Origin of the sequence: Mycobacterium deserti (assembly GCF_025345615.1) — a bacterium.
Classification (GTDB): domain Bacteria; phylum Actinomycetota; class Actinomycetes; order Mycobacteriales; family Mycobacteriaceae; genus Mycobacterium; species Mycobacterium deserti.
Genome location: NZ_JAODWD010000001.1, coordinates 191984 through 208853 on the forward strand (window position 1 = coordinate 191984; position 16870 = coordinate 208853).

At 67.6% G+C, this 16870-nt stretch carries 18 protein-coding genes; 7 read left to right on the top strand and 11 right to left on the bottom strand.

Features of this window, described 5'->3' with window-relative positions; translation table 11 throughout:
- Positions 1 to 8: 8 nt before the first annotated feature.
- Together N4S67_RS00920 and N4S67_RS00925 are read right to left on the bottom strand one after the other, a co-directional pair.
- Positions 9 to 359, bottom strand: coding sequence for a VOC family protein (locus N4S67_RS00920; protein WP_260991061.1), 351 nt, complete (start codon positions 357 to 359; stop codon positions 9 to 11).
- A complete protein-coding gene (locus N4S67_RS00925) occupies positions 350 to 1744 on the bottom strand; it encodes an acyl-CoA synthetase (protein ID WP_260991062.1) in 1395 nt (464 codons plus the stop codon). The genes N4S67_RS00920 and N4S67_RS00925 overlap by 10 nt, the downstream gene beginning before the upstream one ends.
- 21 nt (positions 1745 to 1765) lie before the next feature.
- On the opposite strand from N4S67_RS00925, the gene N4S67_RS00930 reads away from it, so the two are divergent.
- From N4S67_RS00930 to N4S67_RS00950, 5 genes are all read left to right on the top strand, one after another.
- Positions 1766 to 2302 carry an NUDIX domain-containing protein gene (locus tag N4S67_RS00930; protein WP_260991063.1) on the top strand — a complete coding sequence of 179 codons (537 nt, stop codon included), beginning with the start codon at positions 1766 to 1768 and terminating at the stop codon, positions 2300 to 2302.
- 31 nt (positions 2303 to 2333) lie between these two features.
- Positions 2334 to 2834 carry a hypothetical protein gene (locus tag N4S67_RS00935; RefSeq protein WP_260991064.1) on the top strand — a complete coding sequence of 167 codons (501 nt, stop codon included), beginning with the start codon at positions 2334 to 2336 and terminating at the stop codon, positions 2832 to 2834.
- Positions 2835 to 2883: 49 nt separating this feature from the next.
- Complete coding sequence (locus N4S67_RS00940; protein ID WP_260991065.1) at positions 2884 to 3417, top strand: pyridoxamine 5'-phosphate oxidase family protein; 534 nt, start codon at positions 2884 to 2886, stop codon at positions 3415 to 3417.
- 62 nt (positions 3418 to 3479) lie between these two features.
- Positions 3480 to 3608, top strand: a complete 129-nt coding sequence (locus tag N4S67_RS00945) for a hypothetical protein (protein WP_260991066.1) — start codon at positions 3480 to 3482, stop codon at positions 3606 to 3608.
- The gene (locus N4S67_RS00950; protein ID WP_260991067.1) at positions 3601 to 3996 is read left to right on the top strand and encodes a YybH family protein; all 396 of its coding nucleotides are present in this window, start codon (positions 3601 to 3603) and stop codon (positions 3994 to 3996) included. Before N4S67_RS00945 ends, N4S67_RS00950 begins: the two co-directional genes overlap by 8 nt.
- Here N4S67_RS00950 and N4S67_RS00955 read toward each other — a convergent pair.
- Both N4S67_RS00955 and pruA read right to left on the bottom strand, forming a co-directional pair.
- Positions 3993 to 4955, bottom strand: a complete 963-nt coding sequence (locus N4S67_RS00955; protein ID WP_260992000.1) for a proline dehydrogenase family protein — start codon at positions 4953 to 4955, stop codon at positions 3993 to 3995. The two genes, N4S67_RS00950 and N4S67_RS00955, sit on opposite strands and share 4 nt — an antisense overlap.
- A 23-nt stretch (positions 4956 to 4978) precedes the next feature.
- Positions 4979 to 6610: an L-glutamate gamma-semialdehyde dehydrogenase gene (gene pruA / locus N4S67_RS00960; RefSeq protein ID WP_260991068.1), complete on the bottom strand. Its 1632-nt coding sequence runs from the start codon at positions 6608 to 6610 to the stop codon at positions 4979 to 4981.
- 93 nt (positions 6611 to 6703) lie between these two features.
- Here pruA and N4S67_RS00965 point away from each other — a divergent pair, with 93 nt between their 5' ends.
- Positions 6704 to 8296 carry a PucR family transcriptional regulator gene (locus N4S67_RS00965; RefSeq protein WP_260991069.1) on the top strand — a complete coding sequence of 531 codons (1593 nt, stop codon included), beginning with the start codon at positions 6704 to 6706 and terminating at the stop codon, positions 8294 to 8296.
- A gap of 2 nt (positions 8297 to 8298) precedes the next feature.
- Here N4S67_RS00965 and N4S67_RS00970 read toward each other — a convergent pair whose 3' ends face one another.
- The 6 genes from N4S67_RS00970 to fdxA form a co-directional block, all read right to left on the bottom strand.
- Entirely contained in the window at positions 8299 to 8985 is a 687-nt protein-coding gene (locus tag N4S67_RS00970) for an esterase (protein ID WP_260991070.1), read from the bottom strand.
- Positions 8985 to 9467 (bottom strand): hypothetical protein, encoded by a 483-nt coding sequence (locus N4S67_RS00975; protein WP_260991071.1) that lies wholly within the window; start codon positions 9465 to 9467, stop codon positions 8985 to 8987. The genes N4S67_RS00970 and N4S67_RS00975 overlap by 1 nt, the downstream gene beginning before the upstream one ends.
- Positions 9468 to 9518: 51 nt before the next feature.
- Positions 9519 to 11291 carry an acyl-CoA dehydrogenase family protein gene (locus N4S67_RS00980; protein ID WP_260991072.1) on the bottom strand — a complete coding sequence of 591 codons (1773 nt, stop codon included), beginning with the start codon at positions 11289 to 11291 and terminating at the stop codon, positions 9519 to 9521.
- 29 nt (positions 11292 to 11320) lie between these two features.
- Positions 11321 to 11716, bottom strand: a complete 396-nt coding sequence (locus tag N4S67_RS00985; protein ID WP_260991073.1) for a cupin domain-containing protein — start codon at positions 11714 to 11716, stop codon at positions 11321 to 11323.
- Positions 11717 to 11782: 66 nt separating this feature from the next.
- Positions 11783 to 12871 (bottom strand): succinyldiaminopimelate transaminase, encoded by a 1089-nt coding sequence (dapC, locus tag N4S67_RS00990; RefSeq protein ID WP_260992001.1) that lies wholly within the window; start codon positions 12869 to 12871, stop codon positions 11783 to 11785.
- A 35-nt stretch (positions 12872 to 12906) separates the two neighbouring features.
- Complete coding sequence (fdxA, locus tag N4S67_RS00995) at positions 12907 to 13230, bottom strand: ferredoxin (RefSeq protein WP_260991074.1); 324 nt, start codon at positions 13228 to 13230, stop codon at positions 12907 to 12909.
- A 310-nt stretch (positions 13231 to 13540) separates the two neighbouring features.
- On the opposite strand from fdxA, the gene N4S67_RS01000 reads away from it, so the two are divergent.
- Positions 13541 to 14125, top strand: a complete 585-nt coding sequence (locus tag N4S67_RS01000) for a DUF1353 domain-containing protein (protein ID WP_260991075.1) — start codon at positions 13541 to 13543, stop codon at positions 14123 to 14125.
- On the opposite strand, the gene N4S67_RS01005 is transcribed toward N4S67_RS01000, so the two are convergent.
- Positions 14122 to 16701 carry a bifunctional FO biosynthesis protein CofGH gene (locus N4S67_RS01005; RefSeq protein ID WP_260991076.1) on the bottom strand — a complete coding sequence of 860 codons (2580 nt, stop codon included), beginning with the start codon at positions 16699 to 16701 and terminating at the stop codon, positions 14122 to 14124. The two genes, N4S67_RS01000 and N4S67_RS01005, sit on opposite strands and share 4 nt — an antisense overlap.
- Positions 16702 to 16870: the final 169 nt, after the last annotated feature.

Genomic DNA, 16870 nt, shown 5'->3' on the forward strand with positions numbered 1-16870 from the left:
GGCTGCGCTCAATCCTCTGCGGCGAGGATGCAGAATTCGTTGCCCTCGGGATCAGCGAGCACGACCCAGGTCTCGTCGCCCTGACCGATGTCGACGTGCCGGGCGCCCAGCCCGACCACCCGGTCGACTTCGGCCTGCTGATCGTCGGGCCGGAAGTCGAAGTGGATGCGATTCTTGACGACCTTGTCGTCGGGCACGCCGAGGAACAGCCAGTTCGGTCCCGCGCCCGGCGGTGCATGTAGCACGACGTCGCCGTCTGCGTCGACGTCCTGCTGCCAGCCGAGCACCCTGGCCCACCAGCCGCCGAGCGCCGTGGCGTCGTGCGCATCGATGCAGATCTCGTCGAACGTCAATGCCATTGCATCAACTCCTTTTTCAACACTTTTCCCATCGCGTTGCGTGGTAGCGACTCGACCAACCGCACCTCTCGCGGACGTTTGTGCACCGAAAGCTGCTGCGCGACATAGTCGGTCAATGCCTGCGGTTCGGCGTCGCCAACGACGAACGCGACTATGCGTTGGCCGAGATCGTCGTCGGGTAAGCCGACGACGGCAGCCTCGACCACACCCGGATGCCCCAGCAATGCCGTCTCGATCTCGCCTGCACCGATCCGGTAGCCACCGGACTTGATCAGGTCGACGGACTCGCGTCCGACGATGCGGTGCATGCCGTCGGCGTCGATGACCGCCACATCACCGGTGCGGTACCAGCCATCGCTGTCGAGCGCGTCGGCCGTCGCGTCGGGTCGGTTCAGGTAGCCGTCGAACATCGTCGGTCCCCGAACCTGCAGCGCTCCGATGCTTTCCGCATCGTGGGGCACCAGCCCGCCCTGCTCGTCGACCAGTCGTGTCTCGATCCCCCGCAGCGGCAACCCGACCCAGCCCGGGCGGCGCTCCCCGTCGGCGAGGGTGCTGATCGTGATCAGCGTCTCAGTGCTGCCGTACCGTTCGACCGGTGCGTGGCCGGTCAGCTCGGCCAGTCGGTCGAAGACGGGCACCGGTAGCGGCGCGCTGCCCGAGACGAGTAATCGCGCCGATGCCAGCGCCCGCGCAGCGTCGCCGTCGCCGGCGATCCTCGACCACACCGTCGGCACCCCGAAGTAGAGCGAACCACCTGCTTGCGCATACAACTCGGGCTTCGGTCTTCCGGTGTGCACGAACCGATTTCCGATCCTCAGCGAGCCGAGCAAGCCGAGCACCAGCCCGTGCACATGATAGAGCGGCAGCCCGTGCACCAGCGTGTCCGACGGTGTCCACTGCCACGCCTCGGCGAGCGCGTCGATGTCAGCCGCGATCGCGGCGCGGCTCATCACGACGCCCTTGGGCGCCCCGGTGGTCCCGGACGTGTACATGATCAGCGCGGTGGCCTCCGACGGCGGCTCGGCGTAGCGGTGCCAGGAACGCGCGTGCAGCCGCACCGGGATATGCGGCAGCCCCTCGGCTTCTTCTGGCACCTCCCCCAGCCACGCCTGCGCCCCCGAGTCGCCGACGATATGGCGGCGTTCGGTGGCGCCGACGTCGGCGGGCACCGGGACGAACGGCACCCCGGCGATCAGGCAGCCCGCGACGGCCAGCACGGTCGCCGCGCTCGGCGTGGCCAGCACCGCCACCCGGCCTGCACCGGCGACGCGCTCGGCGGCAGCCGTCGCCGCTCCGACCAGATCGCTGCGGCTCAGCACCGTGCCGTCGATGCGCACTGCGTCGGCGATGTCGTCAGAGGCCGGGTTGAGCGAGGCCAGGAGCACGCACGTGAGGATACTGGGCGCGTGGATCCCATCCGGACGGTCGCTTCCCGAGAGATCTACCGCAACAGCTGGATGACGCTTCGTGAGGACGACATCCGGCGACCCGACGGCAGCCCGGGCATCTATTCGGTGGTAGACAAGCCCGACTATGCGCTGGTGATCCCCTGTGACGACGACCGGTTCCATCTCGTCGAGCAGTTCCGGTATCCGCTTGGGCTGCGGCGCTGGGAGTTCCCGCAGGGCACCGCGCCGGGGCGGCAGGTGCTCGAGCCGGCCGAGCTGGCCGCTCGCGAGCTGCGTGAGGAGACCGGCCTGCGGGCGGCGTCGATGACGGTGCTGGGCCAGCTCGACGTGGCGCCCGGTATGAGCAGCCAGCGCGGATGGGTGTTCCTCGCGACCGGCATCGCCGAGGGCGAGCACGAACGCGAGCACGAGGAACAGGACATGCACAGTGAATGGTTCACCCGTGCGCAGGTCGAGCAGATGATGCGGGGCGGCGAGATCACCGATGCGCAGTCGATCGCGGCATGGGCGCTGCTGATGTTGGCACAGCAGTAGCCGATCGCGCCGTGTGAGGCAGGATGGCGCCATGGCGACGTACGTCCGACACACCCGGCCGGTGCAGATCGATGAGCTGCCTGCACATGTCCGCGAGAACCTGTCGGCGCACGCCGAATCCCGCCAGCTCGCCCTGGGCACGGCACGGTTGTGGCTCACCCACAGCGAGAACCCGCCCGCAGGCTCGGCGTTCGGACGACTGGTCGGGCGCCGACTCAACCCGGCCGACCCCGATGCCGAACACATCACGGTGCTGGTCTTGCATCCGACGCACCTTCTGGTCGTCACCGACGGCGCCAAACGCGGCACCGCGGTCCTCTCGCTTCCGTTGATGCAGGCGTCGGTGGCCGCCGGCACCGGCCTCGGACCCGCGTTCGATCGCCTGGCCGATGAGCCGGGCGGTTTCACGATCACCGGATTCGCCGGTGAGCAACCGGGCAGCTACTTCGTCGGAATGGGTCCCGAGCCCGAGGCCGTGGACTGCTTCGAGGAGGTGCGGTCCGCGATCGCCGCGGCGAAGAATCCGACCTAGCCGGTTGCGACCGCGATGACATCTGCACTCGCACGCGGTCCATACCGGTATGAACGCGACATCCACGAACCTCGACGGGTACGGCGCGCCGCCGATCGCCTGGCAGCGGGTCCGCGAGACGCTGGCGGCTGCTTCCACGCAGATTCCCGGCAGCGGCGGGCCTGCTCGTCATACTCCCTGGTTGACCAGCACCAATCTCGACGGCACGGCGCACGTGCGTCCGGTGGGCATCGTCTCGATCGACGGGGTCTGGTATTTCAACTCCGGGCCGGGTTCCCGCAAGTCGCGCAACATCGCCGCCGATCCGCGGTGCGTGTTGAGCATCGCGACGCATGACTTCGATCTGGTGTTGGAAGGTAGCGCGCAGCGGGTCGTCGATTCCGACGAACTACGCTCTGTGGCAACGGCATTCAATGATCAGGACTGGCCGTGCGTGGTCGACGGCGACGGCCTGACTGCCGAGTTCAGCGCGCCGTCGGCTGGCCCGCCGCCTTGGCATGTCTACCGAATGACGCCCGACGTCGTGTATGCGTTCGGGACAGCGGCGCCGTACGGCGCAACGAAGTTCGAGATCGACCGATGAGTTTTGAACCGCTTACCCGTCTACCCCGTTGACAACACAAAGCCGATGAAAGGGGTGACACGATGACTTCCGCATACGCACTGGCCTACGGCATGATTGCGATGACGCCCGTTCTGTTCGCCAGCGCCGGCTACGTCCTCGTGTCCTCGGAGGGCGACAACGAGCGCAGGGGGTGCCGGCCCGATGAATGACGAGAGATCCATCCGCGACCTGATCACTCGATGGGCTGACGCGGTACACACCGGAAATATCGATTCCGTTCTCGCAGAGCATGATTCCGAAATCGTCATGTTCGACGTCCCGCCGCCGTACCGGGGCATTCGCGGCATCGACGAATATCGCGGGTCGTGGCCGCCGTTCTTCGAGTTTCAACGCCAGGGCGCGCTGTTCGAGATCGTCGAACTGGACGTGACGGCCGGCGACGACGTCGCCTTCGCATGGGCGCTTCTGCGGTGCGGCACGCCCGAGGAGTTCGAGAAGAACCCGGACAACCGGTTGCGTCTGACCATCGGCCTATGCAAACGCGACGGCCGCTGGGTCGTCACCCACGAGCACCACTCGTTCTGCTTGACCGACTAGCGTCGGCGCTCGGCAAGTGCGCGCAAAAAGAACGTGAGGTTGGCCGGGCGCTCGGCGAGGCGGCGCACGAAGTAGCCGTACCACTGCGTACCGAACGGCACGTAGACGCGCACGTGATTGCCGGTGTCGGCGAGCCGTCGCTGCTCGGAGTCGCGAATGCCGTACAACATCTGGTATTCGAAATCGTCCACGCTACGCCCGCTCTCGCGCACCATGGCCGGAACCTCGGCGATGATCTGCGGATCGTGTGACGCCACCATCGGGTAACTGCGACCCGCCATCAGGACACGGAGGCAGCGAAGGTAGGAATCCGTGACGTCGTCGCGGTCGCGGAACGCCACGGAGGCCGGTTCGTCGTAGGCGCCCTTGCACAGCCGGATACGGGCACCGGCGGCGGCGAAATCCTCACAGTCGGCCTGCGTGCGTTTCAGGTAGGCCTGCAGAACCGTTCCCAACCAATCGAACTCGGTGCGCAGATCGCGCACGATCGACAGGGTGGAGTCGGTGGTCGTGTGGTCTTCGGCATCCACCGTCACCCACGCCCCTACCTGCTGCGCCCGCTCACAGACCACGTGCGCGTTTTCGAGCGCGATCTTGGCCCCGTCGCGGGGCAGGGCCTGACCCAGCGCCGACAGCTTCAGAGACACCTCAAGCGGACGGACCTTCGCATCGGATTCGTCTCGCTCACCGAACGCGTCGAGCAGCGCGACATATGCCTCGACAGTCGCGTTCGCCGCGTCGGCGTCGGTGACATCCTCACCGAGATAGTCAATGGACACCATGCGTCCCGAATTCCTCAGCGCCGCAACGGCATCGATGGCATCGGTCATCGACTCGCCGGGAACGAAGCGGTGTACCACATCGCGGGTGATCGGCAACCGCTCGGCGGTACGGCGCAGCCGATGCGACCGGCTTGCGGCCAGGATCGCGGGCCGGGCCACGCGATCGAAGACAGCCACCCGCGCACGTGAGGAGCGAGATGTCATGAGGACTCCATGTGCGGGTAGTCGTGGTCGGTGGCCGGCACGAACGTCTCCTTGATCGACCGCGCCGACGTCCACCGCAACAGGTTGAGCGCCGACCCGGCCTTGTCGTTGGTGCCCGAGGCCCGCGACCCGCCGAACGGCTGCTGGCCCACCACTGCACCAGTCGGCTTGTCGTTGACGTAGAAGTTTCCCGCGGAGTGGCGCAACCGCTTCTCGGCCGTCAGTACCGCTGACCGATCGTCGGCGATCACCGCTCCGGTGAGCGCGTACTTCGCGCCCCTGTCGACGACGTCGAGGACCCGGTCGTAGTCCTCGTCGGGATAGACGTGCACGGCCAGGATCGGTCCGAAGTACTCGGTGCCGAACGCCTCGTCGGTCGGATCGTCGGACAACAACACCGTCGGGCGCACGAAATAGCCCTCGCTGTTGTCGTATTCGCCGCCGACCGCGACGGTGACGTTCGCGGCACCCTTGGCCCGCTCGATGGCGTTGACATTCTTGGCGAACGACCGCTCGTCGATCAGTGCGCCGCCGAAGTTCGTCAGATCCGTCACGTCGCCGTAGCGCAGCGCCTCGACGGCGGACAGGAAGTCGTCGCCCATCTGCTGCCACACCGAACGTGGAACGAAGGCTCGCGACGCCGCCGAGCACTTCTGGCCCTGATAGTCGAAGGCACCGCGAATCAATGCGGCGCGCAATACATCCGGACGGGCGCTCGAATGAGCGACCACGAAGTCCTTTCCGCCGGTCTCGCCGACGAGGCGCGGATAGGTGTGGTAGCGATCGATGTTCGCTCCGACTTCGCGCCACAGATGCTGGAAGGTCGCCGTCGAGCCGGTGAAGTGGATGCCGGCCAGTCGCGGGTCTGCTAGCGCCACTTCGGAAACCGCGACCCCGTCGCCGGCCAGCAGGTTGATCACACCCGGCGGCAGACCCGCGGCCTCCAGCAGCTGCATGGTCAGATAGGCCGCGAAGGTCTGGGTGGGTGACGGCTTCCAGATGACGGTGTTGCCCATCAGCGCCGGCGCGCTGGGCAGGTTACCCGCGATCGCGGTGAAGTTGAACGGGGTGATCGCGTAGACGAAGCCCTCGAGCGGCCGGTAATCCGTGCGGTTCCAGACACCGCGGGTGCTGACCGGCTGCTGCGCGAGGATCTGGCGTGCGAACCCGACGTTGAACCGCCAGAAGTCGATCAACTCACACGCGGCGTCGATCTCGGCCTGATAAGCCGACTTGGACTGACCGAGCATGGTCGCCGCGCACAACGTCTCCCGCCAGGGACCGGCCAGCAGGTCGGCGGCGCGCAGGAAGACCGCGGCGCGTTCGTCGAAGGGGGTGGCCTCCCAGTCGGCCTTGGCGGCCATCGCGGCATCGATGGCGGCGACCGCGTCGGCATGTTCGGCGTTGGTGAAGGTGCCCAGGCACGCGCTGTGCTGGTGCGGCTGCACCACATCCGTGCGCGTTCCGCCGCCCATCCGGTGCTCGCCGCCGATGACGTGCGGCAGGTCGATCGGCTCCTGAGCGACGGTGCCCAGGGCTTCGATCAGCCTCGTGCGTTCGGCCGAGCCAGGTGCATAGTCGTGGACCGGCTCGTTGGTCGGCATGGGGACCTCGGTGATGGCGTCCATGCAGCAAGAATCCCCCAAAATGCGACACAGGACACATAGCCGTTCAGACAACAACGTTGCCCGCTTATAGTCGGATCAGACAAAGGAGCACCGATGGCCGCTGCGCAGCCGGGAGTGGGGCTCGGTCAGCTGCTGCTCGCCTTGGACCGCACGATGGTCTCGCTGGTCGAGGCCCCCCGCGGACTCGACATGCCGGTCAACTCGGTGGCCCTCGTCGACGCCGACGATGTGCGCCTCGGCCTCGCGGTCGGCTCCGGTTCCGCGGACCTGTTCTTCCTGCTCGGGGTGTCCGACGCCGACGCGGTGCGCTGGCTCGAGCAGCAGTTCGCCGACACCGGGCGGGCGCCCGCGGCGATCTTTGTCAAAGAACCATCCGCCGAGGCGATCACGCGCGCCGTCGCGCTGGGCACCGCGGTGGTGGCCGTCGAGCCGCGGGCGCGCTGGGAGCTGTTGTACAGGCTCGTCAACCACGCCTTCGACCATCACGGCGACCGCGGGGACCCCCGTCACGACTTCGGCACCGACCTGTTCGGGCTCGCTCAGTCCATCGCCGACCGCACCCGCGGCATGGTCAGCATCGAAGACGACCAGTCGCACATGCTGGCCTACTCGGCCTCCAGCGACGAAGCCGACGAACTTCGCCGGCTGACGATTCTGGGCCGCGCCGGGCCGCCCGAGCACCTGGAGTGGATCGGCCAGTGGGGCATCTTCGACGCGCTGCGCGCCGGCGGCGACGTCGTCCGTGTCGCCGAGCGCCCGGAGTTGGGACTGCGTCCGCGGCTGGCGGTCGGTATTCATCTGCCGTCCGACGGCCGGACGTCGGGTTTCGCCGGGACAATCTGGCTGCAGCAGGGTTCGGCACCGCTGGCCGACGACGTCGAGGAGATCCTGCGCGGCGGGGCAGTCCTGGCGGCCCGCATCATGTCGCGGCTGGCGGCGGTGCCGTCGACGCATACGCGGCGCGTGCGCGAGCTGCTCGGTTTGAGCGGTGATGTCCGCGGCGGCGCCGACATCGACGGCATCGCAGCCGAACTCGGCATCGCCGCCGATGGCCGTGCTGCGCTCATCGGCTTTCGTGGCGTCGGCTCGGCGGCACCGTCCGACGTCATCGCGTTGAGCGCCAGCGCTTTCCGGGCCGACGCGCAAGTAGCGTCGACGGGCGAACGGGTGTATGTGGTGCTGCCGAAAGTCGGCGCACCGCCTGCGGTGCTGTCCTGGGTGCGGGGGACGGTGACGGGGCTGCAGCGCGAACTGGGATTGCGGCTGCAGGCTGTCGTCGCTGCGCCGCTCGTGGGATTGGCAGGTGCGGCGCTGGCGCGCGTCGAGGTGGACCGCGTGTTCGACAGCGCACAGCGCCACCCGGACGCCTTCGGGCCCGTCACGTCGCTGGACGAGGCCCGCACCACCGTCGTGCTCGACGAGATCGTGTCACAGGTGGCCGCTCAGCCGCGCCTGGTCGACCCGCGGGTGCGGCGACTGCGCGAGCAGGACCCGATGCTGGCCGACACGCTGCGGGCTTATCTCGACGGGTTCGGCGACGTCACCGCGGTGGCCGGCCGGTTACACGTTCACCCGAACACCGTGCGCTACCGCGTGCGCAGGATCGAGACGCTGTTGTCGACGTCGCTGGACGACCCCGACGATCGGCTGGTGTTGGCGCTGGCCCTGCGCGCCACCGAAGCGTGACCCTAGTGCGCCAACAGTGATCCGAAATCCTCTCGGGGCACGACGACTTCGAGCGGGCCCTCGGGATGGCCGAGTAGCCATCCCTGGCCGAAGAAGAAGATCACCGCGTGGTCGGTCAGCGCGAACTCCTGGAACGTCGACTCCTCGACCACACCCAGCATGTCATCCAGAACATCGGGCCGCCAACGTTTCTCGAGTTGACGGCGGACGGCGGGAAAGGCGACGGCCATCGGATCGGCACCCGGCACGAACAGCGTCCGCAACGTGATCGGGGTACGGGCGGCCGAGTCGTAGTTGAAAGTCTTGTACCAGGCCATCGGGCGCGGATTCGAGTCTTGAATCAGTTCGAGCACCACGCTGTGTGTTCCCGACGCACCCCCAGAGTGGTAGGTGGTCGGCTCGACAACGAGAGAGTACGGCCGCTGGTGCGCCGGGGACGTCGAGACGAAGTCGACGAAGTCGTCACGCAGCGGCATCACGTAGTCCGTCAACGCTTGCCGGTCGGGATAGTCGGTCGGGAAACTCACGTCGACCGTGTATCCGAGACCTGCGCTATGCGTATGGCATGTCTGGTCGGCGGCGACCGCTGCGCTCAGATCGGCACACGCCGACTGCGCTGCGGCGATCCCGTGGGTCGCCAGGTTCATCACGATGCCCGCGGTGAGAACCGCTACCAGGCGCCGCACCATCAGCCCAGCTCGTAATGGTCGCGGGACACCCGGAAGAAGTGTCCGGTGCCGGTGTCGGTACAGGTGACTCCGGACGCCGCGCTGTCGCATCTGATCGCGCCGAACGACCGCGACTGGCCGTAGTCGAGCCTCGGCCAGGGCCCGACGCCGCCGCCGAGGGCCGCGAAGGAGCACCGGATGAAACCCGGCTGGCCTTGATCGAGCCGGAAATCGTTGCCCGAGCCAGTGCGGTGCGGGCAGGATCCGCCGTTCTCGTCGCGCCCGACTCCCACGGGCACCTCGTACGAGATCTCCTCGATCTGGCAGAGCGCAGTCGGCGTCGGCTCGTCGTAGGCGTCGATGACGCAGTGAATGTTCCCCGACGGAGACGAGAACTTCACGCTCGTCTCGTCGGCCTGCGCCACAGCTGGGGTGAAGCTCCCTACGGTCAGCGCACTGACGGTCACGGCGATCGCCCCCAGCGGCGAAATGGTCCTTTTCATGGCGGCAAGTACATCCCGGGGACGCTGTTACCGATCCCAACTCCGCGGGCGTTACCCCGCGAACGCGCCGTCCATCAGCTCGTCGAACCGCTCGATGGCCTCATCGGTGTCCTCGTCGACACCGCGCAGGGGGCCCCTGTCGGCCAAATACCGTTGCGCGTACAGCCGTGCGACGAGCGCCTTGCGGTCCGTGTCGCGTTCGGCCCGCTCCCACGCGGCCCGCTCGGTCAGCAGGGCACCCGCGTACACGTCGCCCATGAACTGTGTGAGTGGGAACAGCCGGGCCTCGGCCACCGCGCCGTCCAGTTTGGTCCACGCGGTGATCGCGGCATCGAGATCGTCGACGCGCCGGGAGACCAACGCGGTGGTCTGGTCGTCGTCGGACACCGAGACGGCGTCGTGCAGGCGCTGCAGCAGGGGTTCATGCGCTTGGGCACGGTCGATACCGCGTCGCACATCGAGGCACAAGATGTTGTCGGGGCCCTCCCAAATGGTGTTCACCTGCGCATCGCGCAGCAGTCGGGCCACCGGCCACGTCTCGATATAGCCGTTGCCGCCGTGAATTTCGATCGCGTCTGAGGCCATCGTGATGCCGAGCCGGCAGACCTTCATCTTGGTGACAGGCACGGCGATGCGCTGGCGGATCCGTCGCGGCTGCCGATGGTTGGCGGCGCCGGTGCCGTCGAACACCAGGGCTTGCGCGGCTTCGACGTCGACGATCATCTCGGCCAGCTTGCGCCGCATCAGTGGCTTGTCGATCAGCGCTCCGCCAAAGGCGTGCCTGCGCCGCGCATAGGTCAGCGACTCGACCAGCGCGCGACGCGCGTTTCCGAGCGCGAACAAAGCGATGCCCAGCCGCGCCGAATTCGTCAGCTCCATCATCCGGCCAAGGCCCTTGCCGTCCGAGGGACCCGCGTCGTCGTTCGCTTCACCCGAGAGCAGGAACGCCTCGGCGTCGACGAACTCGATCTCGCCCGAAGCGACCGAGCGGGTGCCGAGCTTGTCCTTGAGCCTGCGCACCCGAACGCCGTTGCGCGAGCCGTCGCGGCGGGTACGCAGCACCAGGAAGGTGGCGACGCCGCGACTCGAATCGGGGGCGCCCTCGGGCTTGGCCAGGACGACGAACGCCTCGCCGTTGCAGTTCGACGCGAACCACTTGAATCCGTTGAGCCGCCAGCTGTCTGAACTTCGCGTCGCCGTCGTCTCGAGTACGCCGAGATCCGATCCGCCTGTTCGCTCGGTCAGCAGCTGCGCCGTCTGGCCCTCCCACTCGCCCGACTCGAACTTGGCCAACACGTGGTCGCGCACGTCAGTCGGCGCGTAGGCGGCGACCAGCGCCTTGACCATGTTGCCGCCGGTGCCCAGCGCGCACCCCAAGCCGATGTCGGCCTGGTCGAGCAGATAGTTCGACGCGAACATCGTCAGCGACGAGCTGACTCCGGCCGCTTTGGCGTCGGCGCGCAACGCCTTCTGCGCGTCGAGCACCGCCCGCCGCGACTCCTCGAACGAGACCGGCATGACCACCCTGCTGATGTCGTGACCCCACCGGTCGTAGCGTTCCAGCCGCGGCGGATGGCGATCGGTCTCCTCGGCCCAGCGCGCCACCGGCCCGCCCATCAGCTCGCCGATGCTCGTCAAGTGCGGCTCGGCGACCGCCAGTTCGTCCGGCTCCAGGTAGTACGCCATGGTCGCCTGCAGGGTGGGATCGGTCAGATACCAGTTGAGACCGACGGCGCCCTGGTAGTCCTCGGTGCGGTAGCGGGCGGCCTTTTCGGGTGTGGTGAACGGCAGCCGGTCGACGGACTCGGCGTCGTAATCGGTCATGAGGCGACGGTATCGCCGGACCGCCGACCTTAGGGCTGATACCGCAGATGGGCGCGTTTGTTGATCTCGTCCTCGTCGAGGTAGGTCATCATCGGCACGTCGGGCGCGCACATCATGAACACGACGAAGGTGCTGGCGATGTCGTCGCGCAGGTTGGCGGCTTGGTAGTGCACGATGTCAAACCCAGGCTCCCAGAACGCTTCTCCGGCCTTGATCGCGTACGGCTTCTCACCTTCGAGTTCGAAGAGGATCTCCCCCTGCAGCACGTATCCGAACACCGGCCCCGAGTGGCGGTGCGGTCCGGCGCCGGGGTCGCCCGGCGCAACGGTGACGGTGGCCACCATCGCGCAGGAGTTCGGTGCGATTCGCGGAGTTTCGTGCAGCAGCACGTCCAGTGTGTTGGTCGGTGACGGCCCGATACGCATGCGTCCAACGCTACGGCCGACGGCGATTGTCCGGCGGTCCAATCGAACACCGCGACGGTGGGCCAATCAGGCCGTAAGCCGTTGCACCGCAGCAGAAATCCGCTCGTCTGTAGCGGTCAGCGCAACCCGCACATGCTGCGACCCACCTGGGCCGTAGAACTCACCGGGGGCTACCAGGATGCCCGACTGCGCGAGCCATGCCACGGTGTCGCGGCACGGCTCGCCGCGCGTCGCCCAGAGATAGAGTCCCGCCTCGGAGTGGTCGACGGTCAGGCCGGCCGACTGCAGCGCAGGCAGCAGCACATCGCGTCGTCGTGCATACCGGGCCCGCTGCTGTTGTTCGTGGACGTCGTCGTCGAGCGCGGCCACCATAGCGGCCTGCACCGGCGTCGGCACCATCATGCCCGCGTGTTTGCGCACCGCCAGCAATTCGGCGACGACCTGCGGATCGCCCGCGACGAACCCTGCGCGATAGCCGGCCAGTGATGAGGTCTTCGACAGCGAATGCACCGCGAGCAGCCCGGTGTGGTCTCCGTCGCTGATCGACGGGTGCAGCACCGACACCGGAGCCGCGTCCCACCCGAGGCCGAGATAGCACTCGTCGGAGGCGACAAGCACCCCGCGTTCGCGCGCCCAGCCGACGACTTTGCGCAGATGGTCGACACCCAGCACCTTGCCAGTCGGATTGCTCGGCGAGTTGAGGTACACCAGGGCAGGTGTCCGCGGGCCCAGCTGCGTCAGCGAATCCGCGAGCACCACCTGCGTGCGGGCCAGCTTAGCGCCGACTTCGTAAGTCGGATACGCGAGTTCGGGCACCACGACGATGTCGTCCGGACCAAGGCCCAGCAGCGTCGGCAGCCAGGCGATCAGCTCCTTGGTGCCGATCACCGGCAGCACGGCATCGTCGGCCAGCCCGGTGACGCCGTACCGTCGCCGAAGTGCCGCGGCCGCCGACGCCCGCAAGGCCGGCGTTCCCGCGGTCGTCGGATACCCCGGTGACGAACTCGCCGCAGCGAGCGCGTCGCGGATCACCGGCGCGACGTCGTCCACAGGCGTGCCGACAGACAGGTCGACGATGCCGTCGGCGTGGGAGCGGGCCAGCGCCGTCACGTCGGCCAGGGTGTCCCACGGGAACACCGGCAAAGAGGCCGACACCGGACGTCGGCGGCCCACGTCAGACGTGGTCGTTCTCAGTCCTCGCCCTGGGGTGGCAAATCCTTGACCGCCTGCGGGTCGTTGTCGGTCTGGCCGACCTTCGACGCGCCGCCGGGTGAGCCGAGCTCGGTGAAGAAGTCGGCGTTGATCTGTGTGTACGCGCTCCACTGGTCGGGCACGTCATCTTCGTAGTAGATGGCCTCGACGGGGCACACCGGCTCGCACGCGCCGCAGTCGACGCATTCGTCCGGATGGATGAACAACATGCGTGCGCCCTCGTAAATGCAGTCGACGGGGCATTCTTCGATACACGCCTTGTCTTTGATGTCGACGCAGGGTTCAGCGATCGTGTATGTCACGAAGTCTCCTCGATCTCCTGTCCAGTGGGCTGCTGGTCTTCGGTTGGGGCCCGCCGAAAGCTCCCGCAAGTATGCGAAGTCCATACCTGGACGGTCGTCTCAGTGTGCCCTAACTTCGCGCGCCGCCCGGTTACGGGTGGCGCGCGGTTACTGATACTAAACGTCGCAGATACAACCCGACCAGTCGCCACACCCCTTCGTGTCCAGTCTGCTGGTCGACTGCTCAGCATGAGCGTCTGCGAATGTAACGCTATGGCGTGATTCGGTCCGATTTTCCGCCGTGACGTTACGTTCGCGGTATACCGGCACGATGGCCGACGAGCTGGCGCCCCCGGTCGAGGTACTGCACCTTCGCCAGTCCTACGACGATCCGCAAGACGACGAGCAGTGGGATCGCTGGCGAACCACGCGACAGCTGACGGTCGACGTTGGCGGGCGACACCTCGAGGTGCCCTACGGCTTCGACACCGATCTGGTCAGCGTGCCCGGTGCCTTCGCCTGGTTCATCCCACGCGCCGGGCGATACGCCCGCGCCGCCGTTCTGCACGACCACCTGTGGCAGCAGATAGACGACGGTGACACCGAGTCGGGCGACCGCCGTCAGGCGGACGAGACGTTCCTCCTGGCGATGCAGGCAGCCGGTGTGACACTGCTGAGGCGGCGAATCATGTGGACCGCGGTTCGGGCGAACGCCATCTTCTGTAAGCGCCAGGGCGGTGCGGGTTCTTGGAAAGACCTCTTGCCCATGCTCGTATGGGCTCTCGTCGCGTTGGCCGTCGCGGGCGTGCCCGCCGTCCTGATTCTGGTGTTCAGCGTCGTGCTGTGGCTCGTCGAGTCGGCCATTGCCCTCGCCGTGCCGCACGAGACGCCGCGCGGGCCTCAGTTCAAGACCTAGGCAGCCAACGGCGTGTAGTCGGTCGTGCGCTGGCGTGCCGGACGGCCGATGCCCTCGGCGATGGCGACGAGTTCCTCGGCGGTCTTGGCCGAGCCGTTCTCCGAGCCCGCCATCCGCGAGATGGTCTCCTCCATCAGCGTGCCGCCGAGGTCGTTCGCGCCGCCCTTGAGCATCACCTGTGTGCGCTCGACGCCGAGCTTGACCCAGCTGGTCTGGATGTGCGAGATCCTGCCGTGCAACATGATTCGCGCCAGCGCATGCACAGCGCGGTTGTCGCGATGCGTCGGACCCGGGCGCGCGCCGCCCGCCAGGTAGAGCGGCGAGCTCTGGTGGACGAACGGCAGCGGGACGAACTCGGTGAATCCGCCCGTCCGATCCTGGATCTCACGCAGGACCCGAAGGTGGCCGACCCAATGTCGCGGCTGGTCGACATGCCCGTACATCATGGTCGAGCTCGATCGCAGCCCGACCTCATGCGCGGTGGTGACGACGTCGATCCACATCGACGTCGGCAGCTTCCCTTTGGTCAGCACCCAGCGCACTTCATCGTCGAGGATCTCGGCGGCCGTACCGGGGATGGTGTCCAGACCCGCCTCGCGCAAACTGATCAGCCACTCGCGAATCGACAACCCACTCTTGGTCACACCGTTAGCGATCTCCATCGGCGAGAACGCGTGCACGTGCATCGACGGCACCCTCGCTTTGACCGCCCGGACAAGGTCGGCGTAACCGGTCACCGGCAGCTCAGGGTCGATTCCACCCTGCATGCAGACCTCGGTCGCACCGGCGACGTGTGCCTCCCACGCCCGGTCGGCGACCTCGTCGGTCGAGAGCGAGAACGCATCGGCGTCGCCTTTGCGTTGCGCGAAGGCGCAGAACCGGCAGCCGGTGTAGCAGATGTTGGTGAAATTGATGTTCCGGTTGACGACGAACGTCACGTCATCACCGACGACATCGCGCCGCAGCGAATCGGCAAGTGCGGCAACGGCATCGAGCGCCGGCCCGTCTGCGGTGGCCAACGCCAGATACTCGTCGTCGGACAAGGCCGCCGGATCCCGCTCGGCCGACCGCAGCGCGGCGAGCACATCGGTGTCGACGCGTTCAGGCACCCTGGCCGCCAGTTCGGACACCTTCTCGCGGATCGACTCCCAGTCGCCGAACGCGTCGCCGAGATCGCTGCGGGTTTCGGTGCGCCGGCCCTCGGTGTCGATGGCGGCATGCAGATCGACCCGGCCCAGCGACTCGGTGGCCTCGTCGGGCTCCTGCCACGGCCGGCCGACCGGATTGACGTCGAGCGCGAGTCCGGTCTCGGGGTCGGCCAGCGCGTCGACGTGGCCGCGCACGCGCGGGTCGATCCACGCCGCGCCCGCCTGCACGTACTGCGGTTGCGCGGTCAGGCGCTGCACGAGGTCGTAACCCGCTTCCGCGGTGATGGCGGCCAACTCCTCGAGAGCGGGCCACGGCCGCTCGGGGTTGACGTGGTCGGGGGTCAGCGGAGACACCCCGCCCCAGTCGTCGACGCCGGCGCCGACCAGTGCGAGGCACTCCTCGCGCGAGACCAGGTTCGGCGGCGCCTGGATGCGCATCTTCGGCCCCATCACCAACCGCGTCACCGCGATGGTTGCCACGAAATCGTCGAAACCCGCGTCCGGAGTCGACGCCATCGCTGTGTGGTCCTTGGCGCGGAAGTTCTGCACGATCACTTCCTGGACGTGCCCGAACTCCTTGTGCGAGCGACGGATCGCGTGGACGGTCTCGGCGCGCTCGGTCAGCGTCTCTCCGATGCCGACCAGCAGGCCCGTGGTGAACGGGACCGACAGCCTGCCCGCGTCGGCGAGTGTCCGCAGCCGCACCTGCGGATCTTTGTCGGGGCTGCCGTAGTGTGCGAGGCCCTTGGTCTCGAACAGCCGGCGCGACGTGGTCTCCAGCATCATGCCCATGGAGGGGGCGACGGGCTTGAGCCGCGACAACTCCGACCAGCTCATCACGCCCGGATTGAGGTGCGGGAGCAGACCCGTCTCCTCGAGCACCCGGATCGCCATCGCGCGCACGTAGTCGAGCGTCGAGTCGTAGCCCCGCTCGTCGAGCCATTGCCTGGCCTCGTCCCACCGCGCTTCTGGACGATCGCCGAGAGTGAACAATGCTTCTTTACAACCCATTTCGGCGCCGCGACGGGCTACCTCGAGGATCTCGTCGGGCTCCATGTACATGCCCGCGCCCGTACTGCGCAGCCGACCAGGGACCGTCACGAACGTGCAGTAGTGGCAGGTGTCGCGGCACAGATGGGTGACAGGTATGAACACCTTGCGCGAATAAGTGACCGGCAGGCGCCCGCTGGGTCCGCGGCGCCCGGTGGACTCGAGTCCTGCATCGCGCACCCGCGCCGCACTGGCGCACAGATCGGCAAGATCGTCGCCGCGGGCGGTCATCGCGGTTGCGGCTTCCTCGACATTGAGCGCCACACCGTCGCGGGCGCGTCGGAGCACGCGGCGCATGGCAGCAGGGGTCGGCGCACCGGATTTCGGTGGGACCACCGGGATGGGCAGAGCGGCGCCACGCTGGGGGTTCAGAGCCACTCCCGTGTAACCCCGACGTTGACGAGATTCATCCGCGCGTCCCACATCCTGAAATCACGTGCGCCTGCCATCCGCCTGACATACCGGCCACCCTAGTCCGCCTGTGCGAAGTAGTGGCGGCCCGCCGCCACGCGGCCGCGACGCCACGTCGTTTCGGTGACGGCGCGTC

What these genes read in the sequence shown, in the direction of transcription:
- N4S67_RS00965 (WP_260991069.1), top strand. Translation starts at nt 6,704, where the DNA reads ATGGCCGCTGCGCAGCCGGGAGTGGGGCTCGGTCAGCTGCTGCTCGCC.
- N4S67_RS00920 (WP_260991061.1), bottom strand. Translation starts at nt 359, where the DNA reads ATGGCATTGACGTTCGACGAGATCTGCATCGATGCGCACGACGCCACG.
- N4S67_RS00935 (WP_260991064.1), top strand. Translation starts at nt 2,334, where the DNA reads ATGGCGACGTACGTCCGACACACCCGGCCGGTGCAGATCGATGAGCTG.
- pruA (WP_260991068.1), bottom strand. Translation starts at nt 6,610, where the DNA reads ATGGACGCCATCACCGAGGTCCCCATGCCGACCAACGAGCCGGTCCAC.
- N4S67_RS01000 (WP_260991075.1), top strand. Translation starts at nt 13,541, where the DNA reads ATGGCCGACGAGCTGGCGCCCCCGGTCGAGGTACTGCACCTTCGCCAG.
- N4S67_RS00980 (WP_260991072.1), bottom strand. Translation starts at nt 11,291, where the DNA reads ATGACCGATTACGACGCCGAGTCCGTCGACCGGCTGCCGTTCACCACA.
- N4S67_RS00950 (WP_260991067.1), top strand. Translation starts at nt 3,601, where the DNA reads ATGAATGACGAGAGATCCATCCGCGACCTGATCACTCGATGGGCTGAC.
- N4S67_RS00945 (WP_260991066.1), top strand. Translation starts at nt 3,480, where the DNA reads ATGACTTCCGCATACGCACTGGCCTACGGCATGATTGCGATGACGCCC.
- N4S67_RS00970 (WP_260991070.1), bottom strand. Translation starts at nt 8,985, where the DNA reads ATGGTGCGGCGCCTGGTAGCGGTTCTCACCGCGGGCATCGTGATGAAC.
- N4S67_RS00985 (WP_260991073.1), bottom strand. Translation starts at nt 11,716, where the DNA reads ATGCGTATCGGGCCGTCACCGACCAACACACTGGACGTGCTGCTGCAC.
- N4S67_RS00975 (WP_260991071.1), bottom strand. Translation starts at nt 9,467, where the DNA reads ATGAAAAGGACCATTTCGCCGCTGGGGGCGATCGCCGTGACCGTCAGT.
- N4S67_RS00940 (WP_260991065.1), top strand. Translation starts at nt 2,884, where the DNA reads ATGAACGCGACATCCACGAACCTCGACGGGTACGGCGCGCCGCCGATC.